This is a genomic window from Streptomyces sp. NPDC093260 (assembly GCF_040683715.1).
Lineage (GTDB): Bacteria > Actinomycetota > Actinomycetes > Streptomycetales > Streptomycetaceae > Streptomyces > Streptomyces sennicomposti.
In genome coordinates, this window is record NZ_JBFBEK010000012.1 from 147,825 (window position 1) to 172,356 (window position 24,532).

Annotated in this window: 11 protein-coding genes; 2 read left to right on the top strand and 9 right to left on the bottom strand. The window is 70.1% G+C overall.

Annotated features, from left to right (window positions below; all coding sequences use genetic code 11):
- Positions 1-16: 16 nt before the first annotated feature.
- The 3 genes from AB0N63_RS17685 to AB0N63_RS17695 form a co-directional block, all read right to left on the bottom strand.
- Positions 17-3,208 (bottom strand): type ISP restriction/modification enzyme, encoded by a 3,192-nt coding sequence (locus AB0N63_RS17685; RefSeq protein WP_365529895.1) that lies wholly within the window; start codon positions 3,206-3,208, stop codon positions 17-19.
- 400 nt (positions 3,209-3,608) lie between these two features.
- Complete coding sequence (locus tag AB0N63_RS17690) at positions 3,609-4,691, bottom strand: MerR family transcriptional regulator (RefSeq protein ID WP_365529896.1); 1,083 nt, start codon at positions 4,689-4,691, stop codon at positions 3,609-3,611.
- Between the two features lie 73 nt (positions 4,692-4,764).
- Positions 4,765-6,774 carry a serine/threonine-protein kinase gene (locus AB0N63_RS17695; RefSeq protein ID WP_365529897.1) on the bottom strand — a complete coding sequence of 670 codons (2,010 nt, stop codon included), beginning with the start codon at positions 6,772-6,774 and terminating at the stop codon, positions 4,765-4,767.
- A 535-nt stretch (positions 6,775-7,309) separates the two neighbouring features.
- On the opposite strand from AB0N63_RS17695, the gene AB0N63_RS17700 reads away from it, so the two are divergent.
- A complete protein-coding gene (locus AB0N63_RS17700; RefSeq protein ID WP_365529898.1) occupies positions 7,310-7,705 on the top strand; it encodes a hypothetical protein in 396 nt (131 codons plus the stop codon).
- A gap of 519 nt (positions 7,706-8,224) precedes the next feature.
- Here AB0N63_RS17700 and AB0N63_RS17705 read toward each other — a convergent pair.
- From AB0N63_RS17705 to AB0N63_RS17725, 5 genes are all read right to left on the bottom strand, one after another.
- On the bottom strand, positions 8,225-10,903 hold the full coding sequence (locus tag AB0N63_RS17705) for an ADP-ribosylglycohydrolase family protein (RefSeq protein ID WP_365529899.1): 2,679 nt from the start codon (positions 10,901-10,903) through the stop codon (positions 8,225-8,227).
- Between the two features lie 127 nt (positions 10,904-11,030).
- Positions 11,031-11,843, bottom strand: a complete 813-nt coding sequence (locus AB0N63_RS17710) for a hypothetical protein (protein ID WP_365529900.1) — start codon at positions 11,841-11,843, stop codon at positions 11,031-11,033.
- A 40-nt stretch (positions 11,844-11,883) separates the two neighbouring features.
- Entirely contained in the window at positions 11,884-12,492 is a 609-nt protein-coding gene (locus AB0N63_RS17715) for a hypothetical protein (protein WP_365529901.1), read from the bottom strand.
- Between the two features lie 28 nt (positions 12,493-12,520).
- Positions 12,521-15,073 (bottom strand): DUF262 domain-containing protein, encoded by a 2,553-nt coding sequence (locus AB0N63_RS17720; RefSeq protein WP_365529902.1) that lies wholly within the window; start codon positions 15,071-15,073, stop codon positions 12,521-12,523.
- 104 nt (positions 15,074-15,177) lie between these two features.
- Positions 15,178-15,528 (bottom strand): hypothetical protein, encoded by a 351-nt coding sequence (locus tag AB0N63_RS17725; protein WP_365529903.1) that lies wholly within the window; start codon positions 15,526-15,528, stop codon positions 15,178-15,180.
- An 850-nt stretch (positions 15,529-16,378) separates the two neighbouring features.
- Between AB0N63_RS17725 and AB0N63_RS17730 the strand changes: the two genes are divergently transcribed.
- The gene (locus AB0N63_RS17730) at positions 16,379-22,186 is read left to right on the top strand and encodes an AAA domain-containing protein (RefSeq protein WP_365529904.1); all 5,808 of its coding nucleotides are present in this window, start codon (positions 16,379-16,381) and stop codon (positions 22,184-22,186) included.
- A 75-nt stretch (positions 22,187-22,261) separates the two neighbouring features.
- Here the strand turns inward: AB0N63_RS17730 and AB0N63_RS17735 are convergent, their stop codons facing one another.
- Positions 22,262-24,433, bottom strand: a complete 2,172-nt coding sequence (locus AB0N63_RS17735; RefSeq protein WP_365529905.1) for a UvrD-helicase domain-containing protein — start codon at positions 24,431-24,433, stop codon at positions 22,262-22,264.
- Positions 24,434-24,532 lie beyond the last annotated feature (99 nt).

Below are 24,532 nucleotides of genomic sequence, written 5' to 3' on the forward strand. Positions count from 1 at the left end.
GGTGGCACCGGCCCCCTCATGACTCGTCCGACTCGCCGAAGTCCAGGACGACGCGACGCCGAGCACGCCTCGCCGCGGGCTGGGGAGGAAGAACGCCCGCCGAGGCGAGGTCCGCGACAGTGACGACCGGCGAACTCACGATCTGCGCGGTGAGCGTCTGCTGCGCGGGCGCCAGGTCGACCAGCCGCCGCAGGACGCTGAGCAGGTCGATCAGCTCCTCCGTCCACTGACTCGGCCAGGACGTGACGTGGAGGTCGTCGAGCGGGCTGGTCCTCCGGCTGGTGGGGGACGCCTTCCGGTAGCCGAACCACTTCTTCACGACACGCATGCCGCCGACCTCGTACACCCACACAGCCGGCGGCACCCCAGTGATGGCACCCGGGCCCACATGCAGAGTGCTCCGCTCCTCGTCGTACGACAGAGTGTCGGGTACATCGGTGCCTATCGCGGTCGTGTACCGCACCTGCCGTGCATCTCCCCGGGCGAATCGGACGCCGTTCTGGTCGGAGGGCCGCACTTCGCCGGGAATGGCATGCTCGCCGTACGTCGCCGCCCACAGGAACTCATGGCCGACGCGGACCGCATCCCACCACAGATCCGGGTCACGGGTCAGTGGCAACCGGACTCCAGGGGTGAGCAGGTCCTCGGCGAAGTGCTCCGTGAAGGCGCTGTGCCCGGCGACGGCCACGGCGTAGGCCGCGAGGTCCTGCACGCGCACTTCACCCACGTCGAGAACGCCTGCCAGGTACCGCAGCAGCCCGCTGGGCACGTTGGCGGTGCCGTCCGGATGGAGGACGGGGTGCACTCTGCCGCCACGGCCGTTGAAGTGGTGCGTGTCGGGCAGCAACGCGGTGGCGACCAGGGCGGGGCCGGCGCTGATCTCGTGGCTGCTCTGCTGGTTGAGGAACAACTGCCCGGGTTGCAGGGACTCCCAAAGGTCGGGCCGTGGGAAGTCGAGCAGCCGGTTGTCGGCGATGAGCCAGTGGCGGTCGAAACTGCGCTGGGCGATGCGCATCAGCCGCGGCTGAGTGCCTGACTCTTCAAGCACGGTGCGGTCGGGGTGCGCGAACCCCGGTAAGCACGCCGCCCGGCCGGTGAGTCGGCGGTCTCGTGTCTCCTTGAACAGCAGCGCCTTCACCTCGGGATCGGACTCACCGATGAGTCGCGCCCACCGGCGCCGCAGAACTGTGTCGGAGGGTGAGGTCACCCACGACCGGTTGGTCTTGTTGCCGGGGCTGCCCCACGGGAACAACTCGTCCAGCACCGGATAGTCGTCCCACCCCGACAAGGTGGCCGGCGTAAAGGGCCGTACTCCCTGCGCGTGCGTGTCCCGCCAGCCCCCGTCGTCCAGGTGGACATCCCGAAGCTGGGCGAACTTCTCCGCGCGCCTGCCGTGCAGAGCCCGGTAGTGGATGCGTGCTGGGCGCTCGGTGTCGTGATCCGCGCGCCGTACGAAGACGCAGATCGACAGCGGCTGGGCGACGTGCGGGAACACGCGGGTGGCCACGTCCGGCCGCTGTCCCTCTGGAGACAGGTTGATGATCCACCCCTCGTCGCACGTCCTGCGCAGGTAGCCGCGCATGCCCCGTCCGGCGGGGCCGGTGGCGAACGCCGACGGGGTGATGAAGCAGACCACCCCGTGGCGGTCGTCCGCATGGGCGTCGAAGACCTTCCACGTGGCCCAGCGCCAGAAGTAGACGTACATGTTCTTCAGCGCGTGCTCGTAACGGCCGTTGCCCGGATGCCGGAAGTCGTCCAGGGGAGGGCGGCCTTGCCCCTTCACCCGCTTCTCGATCCAGCCGCCGCGGTTCTCGGCCTTGTCGTCGTACGGGGGATTGGAGATGACGACGGTGACGGGGACGTTGGCCTTCACGTGGTTGGCGCGGGCACGGGACACCGACAGGGCCGCGTACGTCGAGGCGAGCTGTTCCTCCTGGACGTACGGGTCGTCGAGCGTGTCCGTGACGTGGAGGTTGAGGCCGCCTGGCGGGAGCTGGGCCCCGTGCTTCTTCAGCAGGTCGGCCGCGCGCAGTTCCGCGACGGCGAACGGGCCCATCTGTAGCTCGAAGCCGTACAGGCGCTCGGCGAGGCGGCCGATCGCGTCGGGTGCCATGGCGTCGCCGTCCTGCTCGGCCGCCTGCCGGGCCACCCGCTCGATGATGGTGTGCAGGTAGGTGCCGGTGCCCATCGCCGGGTCGACGATGCGCACGCTCTCGTCGCCGTAGCCGCGTGCCTTGCCCAGGCGGGTGCGCAGCACTTCCTCGGTGAGCCGGACCATCTCCTCGACCACCTGGTGCGGGGTGTAATAGGAGCCGCTGCGCTGGCGGAGGCCGTCGTCGTAGACGGAGAGGAACGACTCGTAGAGGTGGAGATAGGCGTCCCGGTTGCCCTGGCGGATGACGTCCCACTCGACGGCCGCGACGGTGCGGGCGAGGAGATCCAGGGTGACCTCGAACCGCTCGTTGACGTTGTCGGTGAGCAGTTGGAGGGCCTTGCCCATCAGAGCGTGGCCCGCGTTGAGGCGGCGGCCGATCTCGTGAAAACTCGTGCCGGTGACCGGAATGCACTCCGTGCGGGCGAGGAGGAGCGCGAAGGTGACAGTCTGGGCGTAGCCGTCGGCGAAAGTCGCGTCGTCCGCGGTGGGGAAGAGGAGCCGGCGCCAATCACTGCGCAGACCGGTGAAGGGACGTTCGGATGTGGAGTCGGCTGCCTCCAGCCCGGCCTCGGCCCGTAGCTGCTCCCGTACCGCTTCGCGCAGCAGGCGGCACAGTGGCGCGATGTGCTGGACGAGAACCGAAACGCGCCGGATCTCCGGGGGTTTCCAGCAGAGTACGGCTTGGGCCAGTGCGTCGAAGGCGGCCAGGTCGCAGGCTGCCAGCTTCTCTCCGGCGCTCTTCAACGCGCCCTGCAGTACGACCTCGTCACCGATCTGCACGCCGTATTGGAAGACACGCCAATGGGTACCGTTGGTGTAGAGCAGGTTGGGGAGGTCCCGCAGGCGCTCCCACTGTCTTTTGTCGTGGCCGGTGAAGGTGTCGGGGTCGATGCTCTTGCCCGGCCGCTTCACCTCGATGTAGCCGGTGACGTTCGTGTCGACGCGCACGGCGTAGTCGGGACGGACGCCGAGGTGGGGGATGCGGGTCTCCGGGTGCCAGCTGATCTCGGGTAAGGCGTGGTGCGTGGCTATGGTGCGAAGCAGCTGCTCCAAAGGGCTGCGGATGGCTGCCTCGCGGTCACCGGGACCCGTCAGGTTCCGTTTGCATTCCGAGCCGAAGACGGAAACGGCTTCCTGGAGCCAACGAAGACGTGCGTCAGCCATCGATCGCCCCCCAACCCCCAGGGCCCGGACGAACGCGGGCCACCCCTCCCGAAGTATGGGGCAGGTACACGCAAAGCGGCAGAGGCGTGCAGGAGTTCAGTTCCGGTCGCCTGCGCTCCGTAGCACCGCCGTGGTCACATCGACACGGACAGCGTCCCGCCGCAGCAGCGCCCGCGTCATCGTGCACAGCAGAAGCGAGCCGCAGCAGGACCAGCAGGGCCGGATAATTCGGCGACCGCCCATTTCCCGGTCAGGGGCAGGTAGGCGGCCACCGTCGTCAAGACGCCCGTCAGTCCTCCAGACGGACCGGCATCAGGATCGAGAACGCCCCCTCGTCGTCGGCCCGGCGGATCGCGAGCGGCGCCGTGGGGGCGCCGAACTCCAGGAGCAGTTCGTCCCTGGCCCCGGCGGCGAGCGCCTGCAGCAGGAACTCGCGGTTGACGGCGACGTGGCTCTGGCCGTCGTCACCCTCCTCGCAGAGGGTCACCGTGCCGTCGACCGTCACCCCGAGCACACTGAGGTCGTAGGACACGCCGTCCTGTTCGCGCACCTCACTCGCCCGGACCGGACCGGACTCGAGCATGTTCCGGAAGGCCGTCACGCCGACGAGAGCCCGCCGCCCGGCGGGCAGGTGGATCAGGCGCCGGTAGTCGGGGAAGTCGTGATCGAGGCACTGGCCGACCGCCTGGCGCTCACCGGCCTCCAACGTCACACGGTCACCGTCCACGGCCAGCCGGACGGGTCCCTCGTCGCTCAGCAGCGCCCGCATGGCGTCGGCGAGGGGGAGGGGCACGACGAGCTGCACGCGAGGGCCATCGTGACCAGTGGCGCGCGCGTGTGCGACAGCCATGCGGTAACGGTCGGTGGCCACGACGCGGAGGTCTCCGCCCTCGATGTCGAACAGGATTCCGCCGAGCACCGGCAGCTCCGAGTCGGTACTGGCGGCGAAGCGGACCGCGTCCAGCGCGGCGGCCAGCTCCGGTCCGGGGACGGTCAGCCGGACGGTTGCGGTGCGGAGCGACGTCATGGGGTTCTCCCTGTGGTCGAGAAGGGCTCGGAGCGTGGAGAACTGGCTGCGGGCGTCGGACAGCCCCAGTTCGAGGCGGCGCAGGTGCCCTTGCAGGAGCCCGCGCACCAGATCCGTGTCCGCGCCGGCCCAGCCGGCCAGCACCAGGCGTATGTCCGCCAACGGCATACCGGCCCGGCGCAGCCTGGCCAGCACCCGGGCCTCTTCGAGCTGCTCCGGCTCGTACCAGCGGTACCCGCTGACGGGGTCCACCCAAGCGGGGACCAGGACGCCGGCACGGTCGTAGAACCGGAGCGCGCTCACGCTCAGTCCGCTGTCCCGGGCCATCTCCCCGATGCTGCGCATGTCGTTCTCCACACCCGGAACCCTGGGCCCTCGACAAGGTCGAGGGTCAACCGGCCCCGACTCGGCGTACCGCTCAGGCAGGGCACGCGGCCCGTGTGGTGGCGTTGCCCCAGCGCATCATCAAGTAGTGGTTTCCGCCGATCTGCGCCACGGCGTAGCGTGAGTACGGCCACGCGTTACCCGCGCTCTCCCGTTGGGCCACGAAAGCCCGGCACGCCTCGCCGGCGGCCATGGCCGCCCATGACTCGGCCTTGCCCCCGTTCCACGGTGCGTAGTCCGACCAGACGTACATCACCGAGTTGCCCGGGTCGAAGCCCACTTTGATCTGCGCGTTGCCGAGCACGCGATCGGTGCCGAGGGCCTGGCGCATGGCGTTGCTTCGCTGGATGATCCTCCGGGCGAGGTGGTCCGCGACCCGGATCTCGTCGCTGTCGGTACTGGGAATCATCGCCTGACCGAGGCCGTCCTCGTCCGGTGCCCAGTCCTGCGCGTTGCCGTCCGAGTCCTGCCCGCTGCCGTCGTCGGCCGCCACCTGGCACTTGGAGTTGGTGACGAAGTCGTCCTGCCAGGTGACCTCGGGGTCCTGGCCCGGTTCCTCCTTCACCATCACGTACCGGCGGTACGGACGATCCGGGTGCAGACGGAGTACGACATCTCGCGCCGTCAGACACATGTTCCTGGCGATCTCCGTCTCCGCGTACATCGCGCCCTGCTCGTCGGAGCTGAGTGTGTACGAGAGGTAGACCTCCCCGCGCGACTCGTGGAACCGCACGGTCTCCGGGGAGAAGTCGGCGCTGTCGCTCAGCTCCTGGGCGACGACACCCTCGTCGTGCAGGATGGCGCGCGCCACGTCGTGCTCGCCCGCGCCCTGAGCCCCTCGCGCCTTGCTCCAGCTCTCCGCGGTCGCCGAGTCGCCGCCCGCGGTCTGCTGCTTCGCCGTCGCGCCGCCCTTCACTGTCTTCGCGGAGCCTTGCGCGGATCCGGCCGAAGAGGACGGCGAGGCCGAGGCCGCCGACGCGTGTGTGGCGGGTCCCGTGTCCCCGGGCAGTAGCGCGGCCACCCCTCCGGCCAGACCGCCGGCGACGCCTGCCGCGAGGACCAGGGCGCCGACCAGCTGCTTCCTCGGCCGCGTCCGGCCCACGGTCAGGTGCCATGACGGATCATCCCCGGCCGGCACATTCCATACAGCGGCGACCATGTCCACGGCCGTCGCCGGTCCCGAGCCGGCGTTCCCCACCTGGGTTACCTCGGAGGCCAGCCGGACCGCGCACTCACGGGCGGCTTCGGCGGCCGACGGGCGGTCGCCGGGTTCCCGGGACAGTGCCTTCTCCACGATCCCGCGCAGGGCCGTGGGGACACCGTCCAGATCCGCCTCACCCGACATCACCCGGAAGGCCACCACGTCGGGCGCGCCCACCCCGAACGGCAGCCGCCCGGTGGCCGCGTAGGCCACGAGCGCTCCCCAGGCGAACACGTCACCCGCCGGGCCCGCTGTCCCCTGACGGTACTGCTCGGGGCTGATCCAGCCGGGGGTGCCGGTGATCACCCCGGTCCGGGTGACGCTGGTGCCGTCTGCGGCGTGGGCGATGCCGAAGTCCAGCACACGGGGCCCGGAAGGGGTGAGGAGGACGTTCGCCGGCTTCACGTCGCGATGCACCACCCCCGCGGCGTGGACAGCGGCCAGCGCTTGTGCCGTGGCGGCGGCGAATGCGTACAGGCTTCCTTCGTCGAGGGGCCCGTGCGTGCTCACGTGCTGGCTCAGCGTCGGCCCGGGCACGTAGGCGGTGGCCAGCCACGGCGTCGGCGCATCCGGATCAGCGGCGAGCAGCGGAACGAGGTGCGGCCCGCTGACACGGGAGGACAGTGCCACCTCACGCCTGAACCGTGCCCGGAACTCAGGGTCCTGGGCATGCTCGGGGGGGACCACCTTGACGGCCACCCGCATTCCGTCGGAGGTGACTCCGGCGTGGACGGTGCCCATGCCTCCGGCGCCGAGGCGGCCGACGATGCGGTACGGGCCTATGCGGGTGGGGTCGCCGGGGCGGGCGGGCTGGACTCTTCCGCCGGAGCCGTTCTCGCTCACGCATACTTCCTTGAACTGTTGATCTGCCCGCGCGGGCCGGGAGACTGACGGGTGGTCAGGTGGATCAGAGGTCCGAGGACGCCGCAACGGGCACGGCAGAGCGGATGCACCAGCGCGGCAGGTCGGCTGCGCGAGCGGGGCCGGGCTGTCAGTGGGCCAGCACCGAAGCGCCCAGCCGGCGTAGTCCGTTGCTCAGTTGGCCGTAATCAGTAGGCCGTTCTGCAAGGGGCCCGTCCCGGGAGGCGCTCGGCCGGCGACATTCCGATCAGGGTTTCCAGCGCCTGTTCGTGTACGTGGCTGCCCTTCCGCATGGACGGTCCCCTCCCCGTTTGCTTGTGCTGCCGGGCGAGCCTATGCGCGCAGGGCGTCAATGGACAGCCTGAGTGTGGAATTGGGTAGCGAATCGTTGTGAACTTAGCGCACGACGGTTCATACTGATGTTCTTTGACAACAGGTGCTGCCTCAGGGGACAGGTCACCAGGTCATCCAGCGACCGAGCGGGTCGTCGGCATCAGCGGAGTGGGAGGGCTTGGGCATGGGTGGGAACGACGCGGCCAGAGTGAGATTCCTCGAGTTGGGATGCAGCCTCGAAGAGGCCGACGTTCTGGTGCGTGCGGGCATCGACCCGGACATCGTCGGCACCTGTGCCCGTGAGGCGGTCCACTTCGCCTCCGCGGCCCTCCACCACGGTCTGGCCGACCCCAACGGCTTTCTGGAGGCCGCAGGCGGCGATCCGGACGAGGCATGGAAGGCCTGGACGATGGACTCCGTAGAGGAGCCCATGGACGAAGAGGACGAGGGTGAGGGTGACGAGTACGACGAGGACGAGAGTGACGGAGACCAGTACGACGAGGACAGCGGCGCGTGTCGCGTCCATGGCTGGGCGAGTGCCTACATCGGCAGCGTCGGCCCGGGTGAGTACACCATCTAGCTGTACGACGATCTGGGGCTGCCGGGCAACGCCACCTACCTGGACACTCTGGCCTTCTCCCTGCCCGTGACAGCCGAGGCCGCTTCTCCGGAGGACCGGGACGCCTGCGTCATCAAGGCGGCCACCGAAGAACTCGCCGCCTATGGGTGCATCCCCGGGTCCGACTTCCTCGGCAGGGACGGCAGCTTCAGCGTCCAGGTGCAGGCCAGCGAGCGTGCCCTGGAATGGCTCGAAGACCAGCGGCCGGTGGCAGAGAAGCTTGACCTGCTGCTCGCCGGGCTGCACGGTTCGCTGGCCGACCCGGCGGCTGTCCGCGCAGGCCGCGACCGGCGCGGCATCGAGGTCATCGCGGAGCCCCGCCCCGGCCAGCCGGGCCGGGCTCCGAAAGGCGCTCGCACATCGATCGTGGACTGGAACGACCGCGATTTGTTCTTGCAGGAGGTCGCTGATCAGCAGCCTGACCAAGTCCTGATCGAGCGCTATCACGGCGGCTGGGCACGCCACCGACAGGGCCGCTGGTCACCACCCGGGATAGCGGTCCCACCAGTGCGGGTCCCAGCCGGCGGTGTACTCGCCGCCGCTGGGGGAGTCGGTGAACTGGACGACGAGGTCGCGAGCCAGGGTGTCGAGGACCCAGGCCAGCTCATGACGGCTGATCAGGTCGACGGGCAGCGCCTCCACGCCGTGCAGCGCTCCGAGCAGCGCCCCGGCCACGCAGGCGACCGAGTCGCCGTCCGGCGCCCCGGCGGCGAAGCGCAGCGCTGCACTCACCTCGCCCCGGTCGGGGAAGGAAGCGGCGACGTACACACCGCCGAGCAGGGCCGAGGGTGCCGTGGCGTCCGGTGCGAGCCGCGCGAGCCGTGCCGCGTCACTGGGGTGCTCGTCCGCCTGCTTGAGTGCACCATCAAGCTGTTCGAGCTCAGCGGTGGTCAGTGCCTCGTCGGCGCGCGCGAGGGCACGAACGCCGTCCCTCAGCGCCTGCCGCGCCTGCGGGCGCTCGCCGACCGCGGCCAGGCAGTGGCTGGCCAGCACGACCGCGTGTGCCGCCGCGGAGTGCGCGGCAGGGTCGCCATGGGTGAGGGCGGCGAAATGGGGCGCCTGTTCTGCCCAGTACGCTCGGTCGCTTCCGGCGACGGCCACGGCGACAGGCAGGGTGCGGGTGAGGGCGTGGCAACCGCGGCTGGCCGTGGGTCTCTCCACCGGGCCGTGCTCCGCCTTGGCCAGCGCGGCCACCGTTGCCGGTGCCGAACCGCGCCGCTCGGCCAGCACGGGAACCTGGGCGAGCCAGCCGTCGGGTCTGTCGTCGGGCCAGGACCACCGCTTCGCCTTCAACCCCTGCAAGGCCGCCCACCGGCAGTAGGCATGCCACACGACGCCGTCCGGGGCGCAGATCCCCCTGTGTGCGCCTCGCACGAAGGCACGGATCAAGCCCTCGGTGGTGAAGCAGGCCAACTGGGTGCTGACCCCGGCCCGCAGCGGGCCGTCGGCCGGCAGCTTGCCCCGAGCGGCGCCCAGCGTGTCCCCCAGCGCCAGACCGAGCAGCAACCCCCGAACCCGGGACACCGCGCCCTTCTCCTTCAGGAACGCCCCGGACCGCTCCGGCTCGCCGACCGCGCCCTCCACTTCCCTGTGGCCGAGGGCCCCGTCCTCCTCCTGGGTCCGCGCGGCGCTGCCGTCCGAGCGGCCGCCGGCGGCCAGGTCGAGCACCGCGTCGTGCAACTCGGGGTGGGCCGACAACTGCCAGCCGTGCACCAGTACTTCGCGCAGGTCCGACAGCGCGGCCCTGGGGTCGGTGCCGGTGGCCAGGTGGCTGTAGAGCGCGGCGACGGCCGGGGTGCGGCTCTGCCCGGCAACGCAGTGGAGCAGGACCCGCTTGCCCTCCTGACGCAGCCGCAGCACCTGACGGGCGGCCTGGTCCAGCACGTAGTGGAGGTTGGCGTTCTCTCCCTGGCTGTCCACCAGCCAGACGCGCAGATGCTCGACGTCGGCACCGGCCAGGATCGGGTCGGTACCGACGCGGCACAGGGAGACCACGGCGTCGACCGGGACCGCCTCCGTACCCTGGGCCAGGGCCAGATTGCCCAGCACCACCCCCGCGTCGTGCGGGTGAGGGACCGCGAAGCCGTGGGGGGTGGAGGACGAGACGGGCAGGTGCGCGGCGGAGGGCCAGCCTGCCGCGTCATCGCTCCCACCGCGGGCGGTGAGCACGGCCAGCCGGACGAGGTCGGCCCCGGTGAAGCCAGGCCAGCCGTGCACGTCCCGCTGCCACTGAAGCGGGACGGCAGAACATCCCCAGCGTGCGCCGAGCAGGGCGCCGGCGATCGCCGCGACAGTGTCGGTGTCGTTCCCGGCCCGGACCGCCGCCTCCAGGGCGAGGCGCAGGTGCTGGGCGGGAAAGCTGTCTTCGGCCGGGCTCAGCTTGGGGACAGGGGTGCGGGTGATCGCCGACCAGGCGGCCTGCAACGCTTTGACGACCCAGCCGTTGGGGGAGAAGTGGTGCGGAGGGTGAGCCTCCGCCTCGTCCAGCCGCTCCGCCCACAGCGCTCGGCGCTCCGGGGGAAGCAGGTGCAGGCCGGCTCGTACGCCGTCGAAGGTCCCCTCCAGGACGGCGGTACGGATGCCGGAGCACCACAGCACGCAGGCATCGGCGCAATCGGGGTCCGGGTGGGTGAGCGAACTGACCGCGATGGCCGCCTCGGCCATCGCGACCGCGTCCCCCAGATGGGCGAGGGCAACGACCCCGGTCCGCATCAACGAGCCGTTGCCGGCGCTTTGAGGGTGGTGGGCGGCGTAGTCGCGGGCCGCTCCCAGCATGACCACGCCAGGAGAGCCGGACGCTTGCCGCGCGGCCGAGAGGACGGCCCTGGTCTGGTTGCCGACGTCGCTGGCGCCTAGGTTCAGCCAGCGCTGGAAGTTCGCCGCGATCGCGTCGAGGGCCGCGGCACCGCGCAGATCGGCTCCGGTCGCCGCCACCTCGGCGATGCACACCTGCATCTGGGTGTCGTCGGAGTATTCGCCGGGCTCGTACGGTCCCAGGCCGCCACCGACCATCTGCGGCTGCTGGTCGTCCCGCAGGGTCGCCTGGAACTCGTACGGTACGCCCAACGCGTCGCCCACGGCCGCGCCGAGCAGTACCCCGGCGGCACGATCGGTACCCCGGGCGTCCAGGCGGGGGTTCGGTATGTGTGCGCTGGCCATGGGGGCTCCCTAGGGTCGGCGGCATGCGGCAGGCCTCCCGGAGGAGGCCGACCGGCGTTGATCAGTGGCACGTCAGCTTGGCACCGCGAGCCACTTATCGTCAATAAGACGATTGCGGGGAGTCGTGTCAGAGGCCCGCGAAGTCGGGTGCCCAGGCCAACCGCAGACCGACGCTTCGGGCCAGCGCGACCCAACGATCTGCGGACGGGGATTTTTCGAGGATCAGCACCGGATGTACGAGGGTGCTGGGGTGCGCGATCCGCAGTTGTTGGGTGTAATCCAGCAGTTGTCCGATGCCCAAGCGGATCTGCTGTTCCTCATGTGCTCCCGTCAGGCTCTTGACTTCGGCGACGAACACCTCCTGACCGCAATGCCACCCGGCGTCGAACTGCGGAGCTCCGGGAGCGTGTGCACATGCCTCGATGCCCTGGCGTGACAGGTACGCGATGAGCGTTCCCACTGTCGTCTCGTGTGCGGTCGTCGCCCTGTCCAGAGCGCTGAGGTCCAGCGTCAGATCACCGGACAGGCGTTGCCCCGTGCGCCGTACGCGCAGAGGGCCGCCGAGAATGCCGCCCTTGGGGGTATGGGCTGCGACGGGACGGACGCGTCCGGTACGCGCCTTTCTCAGCTTCAGGCACGGTGCAGGGCGTCCCTTGAGCAACTCGGAGAAGCCGTCCGCGTCCACGACACAGACGTGCCGCCCGCGGCTGCGCTCGGCTTCGGCGTCGACGAGCGTGCTGCTGTAGGCGCGACTGTCGTCGGTCACGGCCTTGCTGGCCAGATCGCCGTAGACGACGAGCGTCACCTTCCGCGAGAAGTCGGTCTTGGAAACCGCGCCTCGCTGCGCGGCTCTCTTGGAGCAGGTGGCTCTGACCGTCCACACGCCGTCGACGAGAACCCGGCCCGTGAAGCAGACCGTGTGGCCCTTCAGTCCGTGCACCGTTCCTCTGCATGCTCCGTCCGGCACGGCTATCCCTCCCTCAGTCGTCGTTCGGCGACAGCCAGGCGACGTGCCGAAGAACGGGTAAGACCTTGAAGCACGTGAAGGCCACCACGGGCGTCTCGTCATCAGCTGCTGGGAAGAACAAGGCGTGCTGCAGTCGCTTTTCGTCCTGCGGATCGTCGAGGTCCACCACGGAGAGATCCGGGCGGTCGAAGGCGGCCCTCAATGTCACGCCCTCCCGGGCGGTCAACTCCCGGAGCCGGGACAGCCCCACTCGGCTGGCGAGATCCGCTGTGGTGAGGGACCTCATGAACCGCGGTCTGTCCTGCCCGTCCACGTGCGTGGGGTACACCATGATGCGTAGTTCCCCGCGCCGCTCAGTGGTGTCGATCCCCGAGCGCAGCCTGTTGTGCAGGTTGGAGAGGGCCGCGGGCATCTCCGGAACGATCGTGGGCTTGTAGAGCACGACATCCCGCTCGCCGTTCGCCCAGCGGTTGTCATGCACGGTTAGCACCGGCTGTCCCGGGAGCCGTAGCTCCCATTCGACGGCGGTCGCCCGGGAGAGCACACCGGAACAGGTTGTGCCGGTCTTCTCGCTGCGCGCCTCGTCGTTGCGGGTCAGCGCAATGCCGTTGATCAATTGCACGGAAGATTCCCCCTACCGGTGTGCTCGATCACATTCGGTCCCGTCGCGCCAGATCCAGAGCCGCCACCCCCACGAACCAGTCCAGCACCTCGCAGATCTCCTCACTGTGCTCCGTGAAGACACTCACCGGGAAGGACGGACGCAGCTCCAGCTTCGCCTCGGGCAGTTCGACGCCGTCGATCTTGTTCAGGCGGTTCAGCAACTCCCGGCGCTGTTCCGTGTCGTCGAAGGGGGTGCGGGACTTGAGGTACTGGAAGACCACCTCCACCGTGCCGCTCACGGGATAGACCGCGATCGGCCAGAGCAGGTGGGGGCTACGGCTCGTGCCGGCGTCCAGCACCGGAAAGCAACTGGTCTCCTCGTACCGGCCGTAGTTGACGTAACCGCCCTGTCGGCACCAGAAGTCGAGGGCCGCGACGACGCCGGGGTACGCGTCCGGCCAGTGCTCCTGCAACTGTGACCGGAACCGCTCGGCCGCCGCCGAGTCCTCCCCCTCGGGGAGCGGGCCGTGCCAGACCTGCTGCGCGACGTCCTTGCCCAGCAACGTGGCCAGCTCCGCGGCGGTCAGGCGTTGTGAGCGGTGCGCCCGGCCCCAGGAATCGAAGCGCACTCCCTCACTCGTCAGCAGGTCCTGCGGTGGTGGCCGGTCGTCGCCGTCCGCCCAGCGGAAGGAGGGCGAGATCTTGCCTTCCGCAGTGAGCACCCGGTAGGCACCGATCACCGTCGGGTTGGCGCTCAGATAGGCGCCGACGGCCACCGGATGGCTGCCGATCAGCTCGGCGACGTCGCCGTACGTCGTCCACCTGCCGCTCGGCATCGCGACCAGCGCGGCACGCAGCTCGGACCAGCCCGGCGACTCTCCGCCGACCGGCTTGGCCCCGCCGATCGGACCGGGCCACAGTTCCACCGCGCGGTCGGCCAGACGGTCGGCACGCTGCAGAATCTCCGCCTTGCCCCAGCGCTGCGCCGAGGCGATCTCGAGATTCATGCGCAGAGCGCTGGCGTCGAGGATCTGCTGCTTGCGCTCGAAGGGGTGGTTCGACAGCTTGGCGTTGTCGCCGGTCAGCGTGAGGTTGCCGAGGGTGTGCACCAGCAGATCGTGCAGTTCCTGCGGCGTCTGGTTCGGCTCCGTCTCCTCGGCGAGCAGGTCGAACCACGCGGGAGCGGGGCGCTGCGGCAGGACGTGCTCGACAGTGAGGGACGCCTTGGCGAAGTCCATGGGCTCGGAGGGACGGTAGCTCTCCTCCAGCCGACGGAGGATGTAACTGCGCTGTGGAGGACGGCCGCTCCAGTAGAACGGCTTGGTGCGGATCGCCTCGCGCAGCTCCTCGTCGCTCGGCCAGCGACGGCGCCGACCGGACAGGAACCGCCGTACCGCCTCGGCGGCCGGCCGGTCGGTCTCCAGCTCCTTCGGCGCCTCCATGAAGATCCGGTTGAGGCCGGTCGTCGGCGTCTGACAGATCAGGCGACGTACCAGATAGGACTCCACGTAGCGCAGGGCCTGCGCCGCGTCGTCGGGCGTCGTCCGGCCGCCCGCGACAAGGTCGAGCAGGTGCAGCGCCAGCGGATAGTGCGTCTGGCCACCCCAGGAGGCCAGACGCTCCAGGACCGCGCGGAGGGCGGGGGACTGCTCACGGGCGGGATCGACGATGCGCAGGAACCTCCCGGCCCGCTCGGCCAACTGCTCGATCTCCTGCTGCAGGGCGTCCTCGTCACCGGCCAGCGGCTGGAGCCGTTTCTGCTGCTCGCGGTAGATCTCACTCTGCTTGGTCTTGTAGTGGCCGCGCACCACCAGGTCGAGCCAGACCAGCAGTTCGAGATTCTTCGGGCCCAGGCTCTGCTGCATGGGCAACCACAGTTCCTGGTAGATCCGCTCGCCTCGCTTGGGCAGGAGCATGAACACGTAGTTGCGCAAAAGGTCGCTCTGACTGAGCCCGACACCCGTGTTGTTGATAGACTCGAAGATCCGGTAGACGTTGTCCCCGGACTCGGCGGTGATCTCGACGATGGACAGCAGGTCCTTGAGGACAGTCTCGACCGTGGCGGTCCACCGCTCGTCGCCGGCCTCGTGCCCCTCCGCCAGCGCGCCGCGGAAGAACCGGTAGGCGGCCCCGATGTTGTCGCCTCCGCCGGCGTCGGCCCGGGACTGGACGCAGGCGGTGTACGCCTCGCGGTCCGCCTGCGTGGGCAGCAACCGGTAGTGGTCCGCGCCTTCGTGGAACTCGTTGACCAGTATCTGGCGGTGCACCCGGTCCACCCCGCGGGCGTCACCGGTTTCCTTGAGGTGGTCGCGCAGCGCCGCGAAAGCCAGCATCAGCGTGGTCAGCCGCTGCTGTCCGTCCACCACCAGCCATCTCTGCACCCCGCCCGCCTGGATCCGGCCCGGTGCGAGCACCACCGAGCCGAGGAAGTGGGGAGCCGCCGACTCGCCAGCGAGATGCTGCTCGACGAGCTCACCGATGTCCTCCCACAGCCGCTGGAGTTGCTCCCTGCCCCAGCTGTACGTGCGCTGGTAGAGCGGCACCTGGAACTGTTTGTCCCCTTGGACGAGCTTGAGGAACGTGATCTCCTGGGCGCGCATGCGCCTCCTTCCTACGGGCGTCCCTGACGGGTGGGCAGGCCCGGCCCGTCCATGTCGGTCTCGCGGGAGGGCCAGGGGTGGCTGTCTGTTGAATCTATTCCTTGTCAGGCGTTGTCGTCTGCCGATGTCGGAGCCGAGCGGCTGGAGATGCGCGGCATCGTCTCGTTGGGTGAGCGCCGCAGCAGCTTGATGCTGCGGCGCTCGACCCAGGCGTTCCACGCCTTGAGGTAGTAGAGCAGGTGCTCGCGAGAGTCGTCGCGGCGCCGGTGTGCGTTGCCCAGGGCCAGGTTGAGCATGGTGTTGCGCAGAGTCAGACGCGGGTCGCCCGGCTCGAGACGCGCGCCCGTGACGACTCCCTCCTCCCAGGAGGACTGGTCGATGTCGGGTCGGGCCTCGCTGGTGACGTACCAGCCGATCGTGGCCGCCGTGACGGTGATGCGGCACCCCCGGTTCAACGCGATGCCGTGGTGCAGGGCGTCGCGGATACCGGGGTGCTTTCCGAGCAGATCCAGGAGTTGGTCGTTGTTCGTAACCGACGAGCCTCCGCTCCACGAGGAGTTGGGGGCGTTCAGGTACAGGTGCAGCCCACGCAGGGCGGCCGCCAGGTGGGTGGCGTTGGCCTCGCCGGGCGAGAGCGAGCGCGTCGCGGCCGGTGCGCTTGCGGCCCGTGTCCATCACGGTGAAGGCGGTGCGCGGAACGCCGTGCGTGACGGTCAGCGGCACGGTGACACCCGCCTTGACGATGGCCGCCAGGCGATGCTGTCCGTCGATCAGGCTCTGGTCCTCGTCTAAGGCGATGCCCTGGTGGGTCAACTGTCATTCGCCGCGCCGTATCAGTCCTGCCAGCTGCTGCACCGTGGCCTTGCTGAGAGGTCGGTTGTTGGTGTTGCGTGTGAGCCAATGCGCCGCCAACTCGGGCGAGACGTCGACCACTTCCATGTGCAAGGCGTGATTACCTCTCTCTGGGATTGGCATCACACAGACCGCATGGGTGATGCCAAGAACGTGCTGCCGTGTGGTTGTGAACTTAGTCAACAGTTTAATCGGCGACCGGTGGCGGCTATGGTGTCGCCGCAGGCGAGTTGGTGTCGCTGACTGATCGCGCATCAGTGGTGATGTGGACAGGGTGAGGCGTTCATGACGGGGTGGGATGTCCGCCCCTGCTGATACGCTCGCCGCGTGTGCTCAGTTCACACCCGGGTTCGGCGCGCCAGGGGGGTACCTTGTGGTCGCGCTCGGGGTGGCCGGGCGGAATGTCACCGGATGGGCCACCGGATGGCCCTCAGCAGCAGTGGGGTGGGGCGTGTGACCCAGGATGAGAGCGGGCGCAGCGAAGGTCTGCAGCCGGTCGGTTCCGTCTACCAGTACGGTGATGGCCTGTACGTACGGGTGGATGACGTGGTTCCGTACGAACTGTCCGATCCTGGCGACGGCCACGGGTACCGGCCGGGCGACGACCTGGTGCGCTGCACCCTGCACCTGAGCAACGGCACCGGACGGCCCGTCGACATCGACGGCATCACCTTGCTGGTGCGCGGCGGTCCGTTCGGCAAGACGGGCCGTCAGGTGCAGGACTACCGCAGTGACGTGCTCGACGACGCCCTGACGGGCACCCTGCGCAACGGACGCAGGGCCTCCGCGACGTGGGCCTACAGCATTCCGGCCGGCACCGCCGGCGAGCTGGACATAGAGGTCCGGTTTCCGCGAGCGCACGACCGGGAGAGCGTCACCTTCACCACGGCCGCGGCCCCCGTACCGGCATCCGTCGGCGCCGGCCTCGCCGATACGCGCACCGCGCAGGTGCTGTCCGACCAGGCCGTGTTGTTCGGTGAGCATCAGCAGTCCTTGTTCGCGGACACAGGCTCGCGGGACGAACCTGTGGGCGACCTCGGCCACTCCGCCGACGGAGCCGGGCGGCCGCGCGCCGGGCGTGTCGCCCTCGACGCCGTTCCGGCTCAGCCGGCCGGCCCCGGGCGCCAGGTCACGCAGTCAGAAGCACCGCAGTTGTCTGCCGACGAGCTCGACGCCACACGCGTCCGGCAGATCTTCCGGTTCCTTGCCGAGGCCGAGGAGTCGAAGACCCGCCCCGTGCGCACGCTCGACGGCGCGGCCGGCACCGTGTGGTTCGACGAACTGCCCGATGACGACGGCGTCGAGGTGATGATCGACGGCGTCCTCGCCGCCGGCGAGCCGGCCTGGCTGACTGTCGCGCGCCCCGAACGCGAGGACGCGCCGCATCCCAAGCCCCTGCTCGCGCCCTGGGTCGACGAGAGCCGTATCCGGGACTTCAAGCAGACCCGCGCCCCGCACCTGCGCCGGCGCATCGAGCCCGAGTTCCCCGACTGGTCGCGGGGCATACCGCTCGACAAGACCTACCACGAGCTGGACGAGCACCCCCAGCGGGAGAAGATCGAGAAGCTCTACGCCGCCTGGGAGCAGGAATGGCTCGCCTGGGCGGAGCGGCGCCGCGCAATCGACCCCGTCGTGAGGCTGTACGACCGGCTGCACAAGATGCACGAGGACGCCACCAACCTCGGAGAGGCCTACGAACTCGTCCTCGGACTCGGGCGGCTGATCTGGCAGACGACCTCCGGGCAACGGGTGGAACGGCACCTCGTCACTCACCGGGCCACCCTCCGGCTGGACCCGTCGACCGGCACGCTCACGGCCGCCCCGGACCCGACCGGAGCCGGCCTGGAACTCGAAGAGGGCATGCTCGAAGGGGCCCAGCACGTTCCCGGACCCGTGCGGGAGAAGATCGTCGAGGTGCTGGAAGGCGCCTCCGATGTGACGGACCCCGAACATCTCGACGCCGTGCACACCGCCCTGCGGAGCTGGGTCAACGCGGCACACAGTGCCGGAAGTTACGCCCCGAGCGTGGAGCGCGCCAAACCGCGCAGCCTCGACGTCCCGCACGTGGGACTCACTCCCGCACTCGTCCTGCGCGAGCGCAGCCGCCGCTCCACCATGGACGCTCTCAAGGCCATCGCCCGGCAGATCGACGCGGGTACCCCGCCCACCGAGCTGCTCGGTTACATCGCAGGCCGGGACGGTGCGCTGACGGCGGCGGACCTCGCGGCGGCGGAGGACGACAGCACGGCGAACGACACGGGCGAGATGCACTTCGCGCTGCCGGCCAACGAGGAACAGCGCACGATCGCCGAACGCCTGCGCGCCAACCGGCTGGTCGTCGTCCAGGGCCCACCCGGCACCGGCAAGACGCACACCATCGCCAACCTGGTCACCGACCTGCTGGCCCAGGGCAAGCGGGTCCTCATCACCAGCCACACCCCGCGCGCACTGCGCGTGCTGCGCGACAAACTGCCGGAGTCCATCCGTGACCTGTGCGTGAGCCGCACCGAGGACGGCGCGGCCGCCCAGCGCGAGCTGGAGGCGTCCGTGCACCGGATCCTCAGCGAATACGCCGGATACGACGCGAGGGAATCCCGGAAGCAGATCCAAGCGCTCCAGTCACGCCTCGCCAAGGCCCGCGCCGTCCAGCAGACCATGCTGCGCGACCTCGCCGTGCTGCGCGAACAGGAGACCCATCGCTTCGACGCGGAGATCGGCGACTACAGCGGCAGCCTCCAGGAGATCGCCGAGCGGCTCACCGCCGAGGCGGACCGGTACGACTGGCTGGGACCGGTCCCGCAGGAACAGCCGACGCTGACCGCCGACGATGCCCTGCGCCTGCTGCACACCACCCGGGCGTACACCTCGCACCACCGGGCCCTGGCGGCCGACGTGCCCGGCCCCTCCGAACTGCCGACCCCCGGCGACTTCGAGGACGCGGTGCGCGTCGTACAGTCGGCCGAGCAGGCGCATGCCGCCGCGCGTCAGGACCCTCTGTGCGCGCATTATGACACGGCCGTCCGGAGCCTGAGTGAAGCCGAACAGCAACGGCTGTCCTCGGCACTCGACGCGTTCTCCGCCGCCCGCGCCCGTGCGGCCTCCCTCGCCGTCCCGGCCGGCGACTGGGCCGGGACGCTCCTGAAGCAGGTGGCCGAGGGCCAGGACTGGCAGGCGCGCAGCCGCCGGGCCGCCGTCACCGAGACACTGGCGGCCGTGGACGTCTCCCTCGCCACTCTGGGCACGGCCATGGTCAGCGGCCTGGAGCAGTACGACCCGGCCGCGGCGCTGGCCCAAGCCACCGCGCTGCACGACGGGCTCGGCCAGGGCCAGAAGCTGCGCGGGCCCCTCGGCATGCGCCTCAAGCTGGCGAAAACGGTCGGTGCGTTCGTGGAGACCGTACGGGTCGACGGACGGGCCCCGGAGGACGTCGCGACGGCGGCGGTCGTCCTCGCCCGCGTTCAGCTCGAACTGCGCCTGTCGCAGGTGGAGTCCGAGTGGGGCACTCCCGTCGCCGCCTGGCAGGGACACGGGCCGCGCCTCGCACGGCTGCGGCAGGACGCGGAGGTGCTCGACGCACTGCTCGCCGTCGCCGCCGCTCGTACCGACGTGCTGACCGCCGCGGCCACCTCGCCGGCCCTGGCCGTCGCCACCTGGCACGACGCATCCGTCGAGAACGCCGTACGCGCCCTGCTGCGCGCGGCGACCACCCTGCGCGCGGCCGAGCAGTCCCGCAGGGTCATCGCGGACACCGAGGAACTTCTGAGGGCCTGGAACGACCGGCCCGGTGTCGCACCCTCGGTCGTGCACGCCCTCGACGCCGTGCGCGACCGGGACCCCGACGGTTACCGCTCGTTCAGCGACGAGATGGCCGAGGTGCGCGAGGCCGCCCGGCTGCGCGCCGAACAGGACATGGCTCTCACCCGTGTCCGCGATGCCTTTCCGGCTCTGGCCGACCGCATCGCGGGCACGCCCGAGGACACCGCCTGGGACACCAGGCTGTCCAGGCTCGCCGAGGCCTGGGCCTGGTCCGCGTGGCGCGAGCGCATGGAGCGGCTGACCGACCCGGAGGCCGAACGTGCCCTGCGCAGGCGGCTGACGGAGGCTGACGACGAAGCCCGCATCACGCTCGCGCGGCTCGCTGCCGCCCGCGCCTGGCACCGCTGCCTCGGCCTGCTGACCGGCGACCAGTCCCGGGCGCTCAGCGCGTATCAGCAGGCCGCCCGGCGCATCAAGGGCAAGTACCAGCACCGCTACCGGCGTGAGGCCCAGGCCGCCCTGCGCAAGGCGCAGACGGCGGTGCCGGCCTGGATCATGCCCCTGCACCAGGTCGCCGAGACGGTGCCCATGGACCGGCCCGGCATCTTCGACGTGGTCATCGTCGACGAGGCCAGCCAGTCGGGTCTGGAGGCCATGCTGCTGAGCTGGCTCGCCGACCGGATGGTCGTCGTCGGCGACAGCAAGCAGGTCAGCCCGTCCAACGTCGGCCTGAAGCAGGACGAGTACTTCCACCTCAGGGACCGTCTGCTCACCGCGCTGGAGCCGGACGTGCGCAGCCTGTTCGGTCCCGAGTCCAGCTTCTTCGACCTGACCGAAGCGCTCTCGGCGGGTCGCGGCACGCTCATGCTCAAGGAGCATTTCCGGTGCATGCCGGAGATCATCTCCTTCTCCAACGACCTCTGCTACAACCGTGATCTGCTGCCTCTGCGGCAGTACGGTGCGGACCGGCTGCCCCCGGTCCGCACCGTGTACGTGGAGAACGGCGAAGCCGTAGGCGCCAACTCCCGGCTGACCAACACCGCCGAGGCCGAGGCGCTGGTCGACGCGATCGTCCGCTGCTGCGCCGATCCCGCCTACGACGGCAGGACCATGGGTGTCATCAGTCTCCGCGCCAGCAAGGGACACCTGACGGAGCTGGAGAACCTGCTCGTCGAGCGCCTCGACTACGAGCAGCGCGAAGAACGGCGCATCCGGGTCGGCGACGCCGAGGACTTCCAGGGCGACGAGCGGCACATCATGTTCGTCTCCTGCGTCAACTCGGCGACCACGGCGGCAGGGACCGTTTCGGGCGGCTTCAACGGCAAGACCTACGAACAGCGGATCAACGTGGCGGCCTCCCGCGCCCAGGACCAGGTGTGGGTGTTCCACAGCGCGCGGGTCGAGCAGTTCCACGAGAACGATCTGCGCCGACGGTGGCTGGACCACCTCACCCGGCCTGCGGAGGAGGAAAGCGCCGCAGTCGAGGGCGAGGTGCTGCCCGACGTCCGGCACGAAGCGTTCGACAGTCTGTTCCAGCAGAAGGTGTACCTGGAGCTGACGGCGCGGGGCTATCGGGTCCGTCCGCGATACAAGGTGGGCCGCCACATGATCGACCTGGTCGTAGAGGGCGGCACACGGCGACTGGCGGTCGCCTGCGACGGCGACTCCTTCGCCGAGGGCGAGGACGCCCCCACCGGTGCTGCCCGGCAGCGGGACCTGGAACGCGTCGACTGGACGTTCGTCCGGATCCGGGGCAGCCGGTTCCACCTCGACCGTGAGCAGGCGCTGGCTCCGCTCTGGGCCGAGCTGGAACGGCTGGGCATCGAGCCGGTGCGGGATGAGCCGGAGGAGATCGTGGTCACCGCCGGCGAGGAGCACACCGAGGCCGAGCCGGCCGGTGAGGACGTTGCGATCGAGCAGCAGAGCGTGGTGAGCGCGGGCCTCGGGACCCACGCCGAACTCGTCCGGGCGGCTCCGGATCGGCCGGAGCCCACGGCAGCGGCCGACCCGCGCGAGTCGCTGCCCAGTCCGTCCCCGGAGACGGCTCCTGCTTCGGCCCGGGACATCCCCGCCACCGTGTTCCACCGGCTGGTCCGCGAGGTGCAGCAGTTGCAGGCCGCCCTCGACGCACCTGACGAGACACCCGAGGGAGCGGACCCTGCCCAGCTCGTCTTCCTCAGAAAGACTCAGGGCGACCGGCGTGACCGGCGCACGAAGCGCCTCACCTTCCTGCGGACGTTCCTGGACACCGTCCGCGTCGTTCGGGAACCGGCCGTCCCGGACGTTGTGATCCCCGGCGCGCTGCTCGTCTTGGAGTTCGACGGCCAGGTGGACGAGGACAACCTGTACACCGTCGCTGAACTGCCCACCGCGGAGGCGGACATCGTCTCCCCCTCCTCCCCGCTCGGGCACGCGTTGATGTGGCAGCCTGCCGGACGTGAGATTCCGTACGACACGTCCCAGGGCAAGCCGCGTACGGTCGTCGTGCGTGAGATCCGAGCCTGATACGGGTTACGGCACTCGCGCAGACGGCCTCTGTCGCACGGACCGCGGGGTCCGTGCGACAGAGGCCTGTGCGTCTCAGCCGGCGACCGGGTCCAGCATGCGGCTCCGCTCGCCGCTCCAGGAGACCGCCAGCGCATCGCGCGCCCGCGTACAGGCGACGAAGAGCAGGCAGTGCTCGGCCAGCAGGTCCGAACGGTGCTGCACGGCGTCCTCGTCGGCGGGCGTCACCTGCGGAGCGAAGGGAAGCACGCTCGACGTCACGCCCACGACGGCCACGCAGCGGAACTCCAGCCCCTTCATCGCGTGCATCGTCGCCACACGCACACCCGACACCTCCGGCCCCGGGTCGTCCTTGACCGCGACCGCCGGGACGCCCTCCCGGCGCAGACGCGCGATGACCGCGTCGACCACGGTGTTGAACCGGGCGCACACCGCCACGTCGGACGGTTGGATCCCGTCCTGGTCGACCCAGGTCCGGATCTGTGCCACCAGTGCGCGCAGTTCCTCGTCCTGGCTGGCGTAGCCCCGGGCCACCGGTGTGCGTCCGTGCAGCTCGGAGCGGTAGCCCCGCAGCGAGTCCCGGCCGCCGTCCTCGTCGTCGTCCTCACCGAGCCGGCCCACCGGCTGACCGTCGAGAAGGGACGCCGACCAGCGCAGAATCTCCTCGGTGCTGCGGTAGTTGACGCGCAGGCGGGACGTTCGTCCGCGCACGTCGATGCCCAGCGAGCGCAGCGAGACCCGGGAGTCGTAGATGCGCTGGTGGGGATCGCCGACGAGGAACAGGTCGTCGGACTGCGGAGCGACGCAGGCGCGCAGCACCCGCCACTGGGCTGGGTGCAGGTCTTGCGCCTCGTCCACCACGACGTGACGGTAGCGCGGCCCCTTCTCGGCCAGGATGCGGGCGGCCTGGTCGCACAGCATGGTGTACGTAGCCGAGTCGCGCGAGGCCAGATCCCCGGTGAACCGTTCCATGACCCGCCAGAGCCGCGCGCGTTGCACCCGCCCCACCTGAGTGCCGCGCCCCCGGCGCACACACCGCAGGTACTCCTCAGGCGTGCGCAATCCCTGGGCCAGGACGACGTTGCGGAACTCCTGGGACAGGAAACGTTCCGACCAGGGCAGGTCCTCGCGCGCCGCGGCACGGGTCCAGGCACTCTTCTCGGCCGCCGCCGACAGCGGTTTCGGTGAGCTGCCCCGCGCCTCGCGTATGACCCGCGCGGCCAACGAGTCCACCGTCGTGACGTCCACACGGTCGAGCAGATGGGCGTCGGCGTCCCCGAGCAGCAAGGCCAGGCTGTCCCGCAGGGCGGCCGCCATGGCGTTGGTGAAGGTGGTGAGCAGGATGCGGTCACCCTCGCGCCCGGAGCGCAGCAGATGCCGTACGCGATGGAGGGCGACGACGGTCTTACCGGTGCCGGGGCCGCCCGTCATCTGGGCCGGTCCGTTGAAGCCGGGGTGGTAGGCGTACCGGCGCTGAGCAGGGTGCAGGAAGACGCGCCAGCGGGTGAAGTCCTCGGTGAGGATGCGCTCGAGCTCACCGGGGCCGGTCACTTCGACAATGCGATTGGGTGTGTTGCGGATCGCCTCGCTGAGGGTGACGGCCGGCCGGTCCTCGGCCGTGCGTACCGTCTGCCCGCGCGGTGCGATCAGCTGCTCCCAGACGTCCTCGGGAGAGTAGCCGGCCGCCAGGTACTCCAGCACCTCGTACTGGTCGGCGGGCATCATGGGCGGCGCCATGACCGCCAGATCGTCGCCCGTGACGCATACGCGCGCCAGTCGCAGGACCTGCTCGTCGATGCCGAGGTCGCGCAGCACAGTGTCGGAGTGCTCGGCGAAGAGCCGACCCGGGGCTTCGAGCGCTTTCGTCTCGAAGTAGGTCTCCATCTGTTCGAGCGCCTCGACGTTGCGGACCTCGAGGCCGCCGGTGGCGCCGTTGACCGAGTAGGCACGCTTGCAGGCCCAGCTGATCGCCTCGTCGTGCGGAGCGACCCGCAGCAGCGTGTACAGCTCGCTGCCGTCGTCCGGGGCGAGGAGCACCCCCCGGTAGAACCTGGTGATCCGGATGGTGCGGATCCGGGGGTCGCGCGCCCCTTCGAGCTTCTCCAGGTGCATCCCCTTGCTGGCATGGAGCTGAGGCACGGTCAGGCTCCGGAACATCTGGATCGCGTCGTTGACCTCCTTCTGGACCGGTCTCTGCAAGGAGATCAGATCGGCGACGAAGTCGTCGGCGAGGGCGAGACGGGGCATGGGCGTCCTCGGATCGCAGGCGGGCGGTGGGCGTGCAACAGCCTAAAGACTGATGCCGATACTGAGCGACGGGACTGCCCATAATCGTTGTGTGAACTC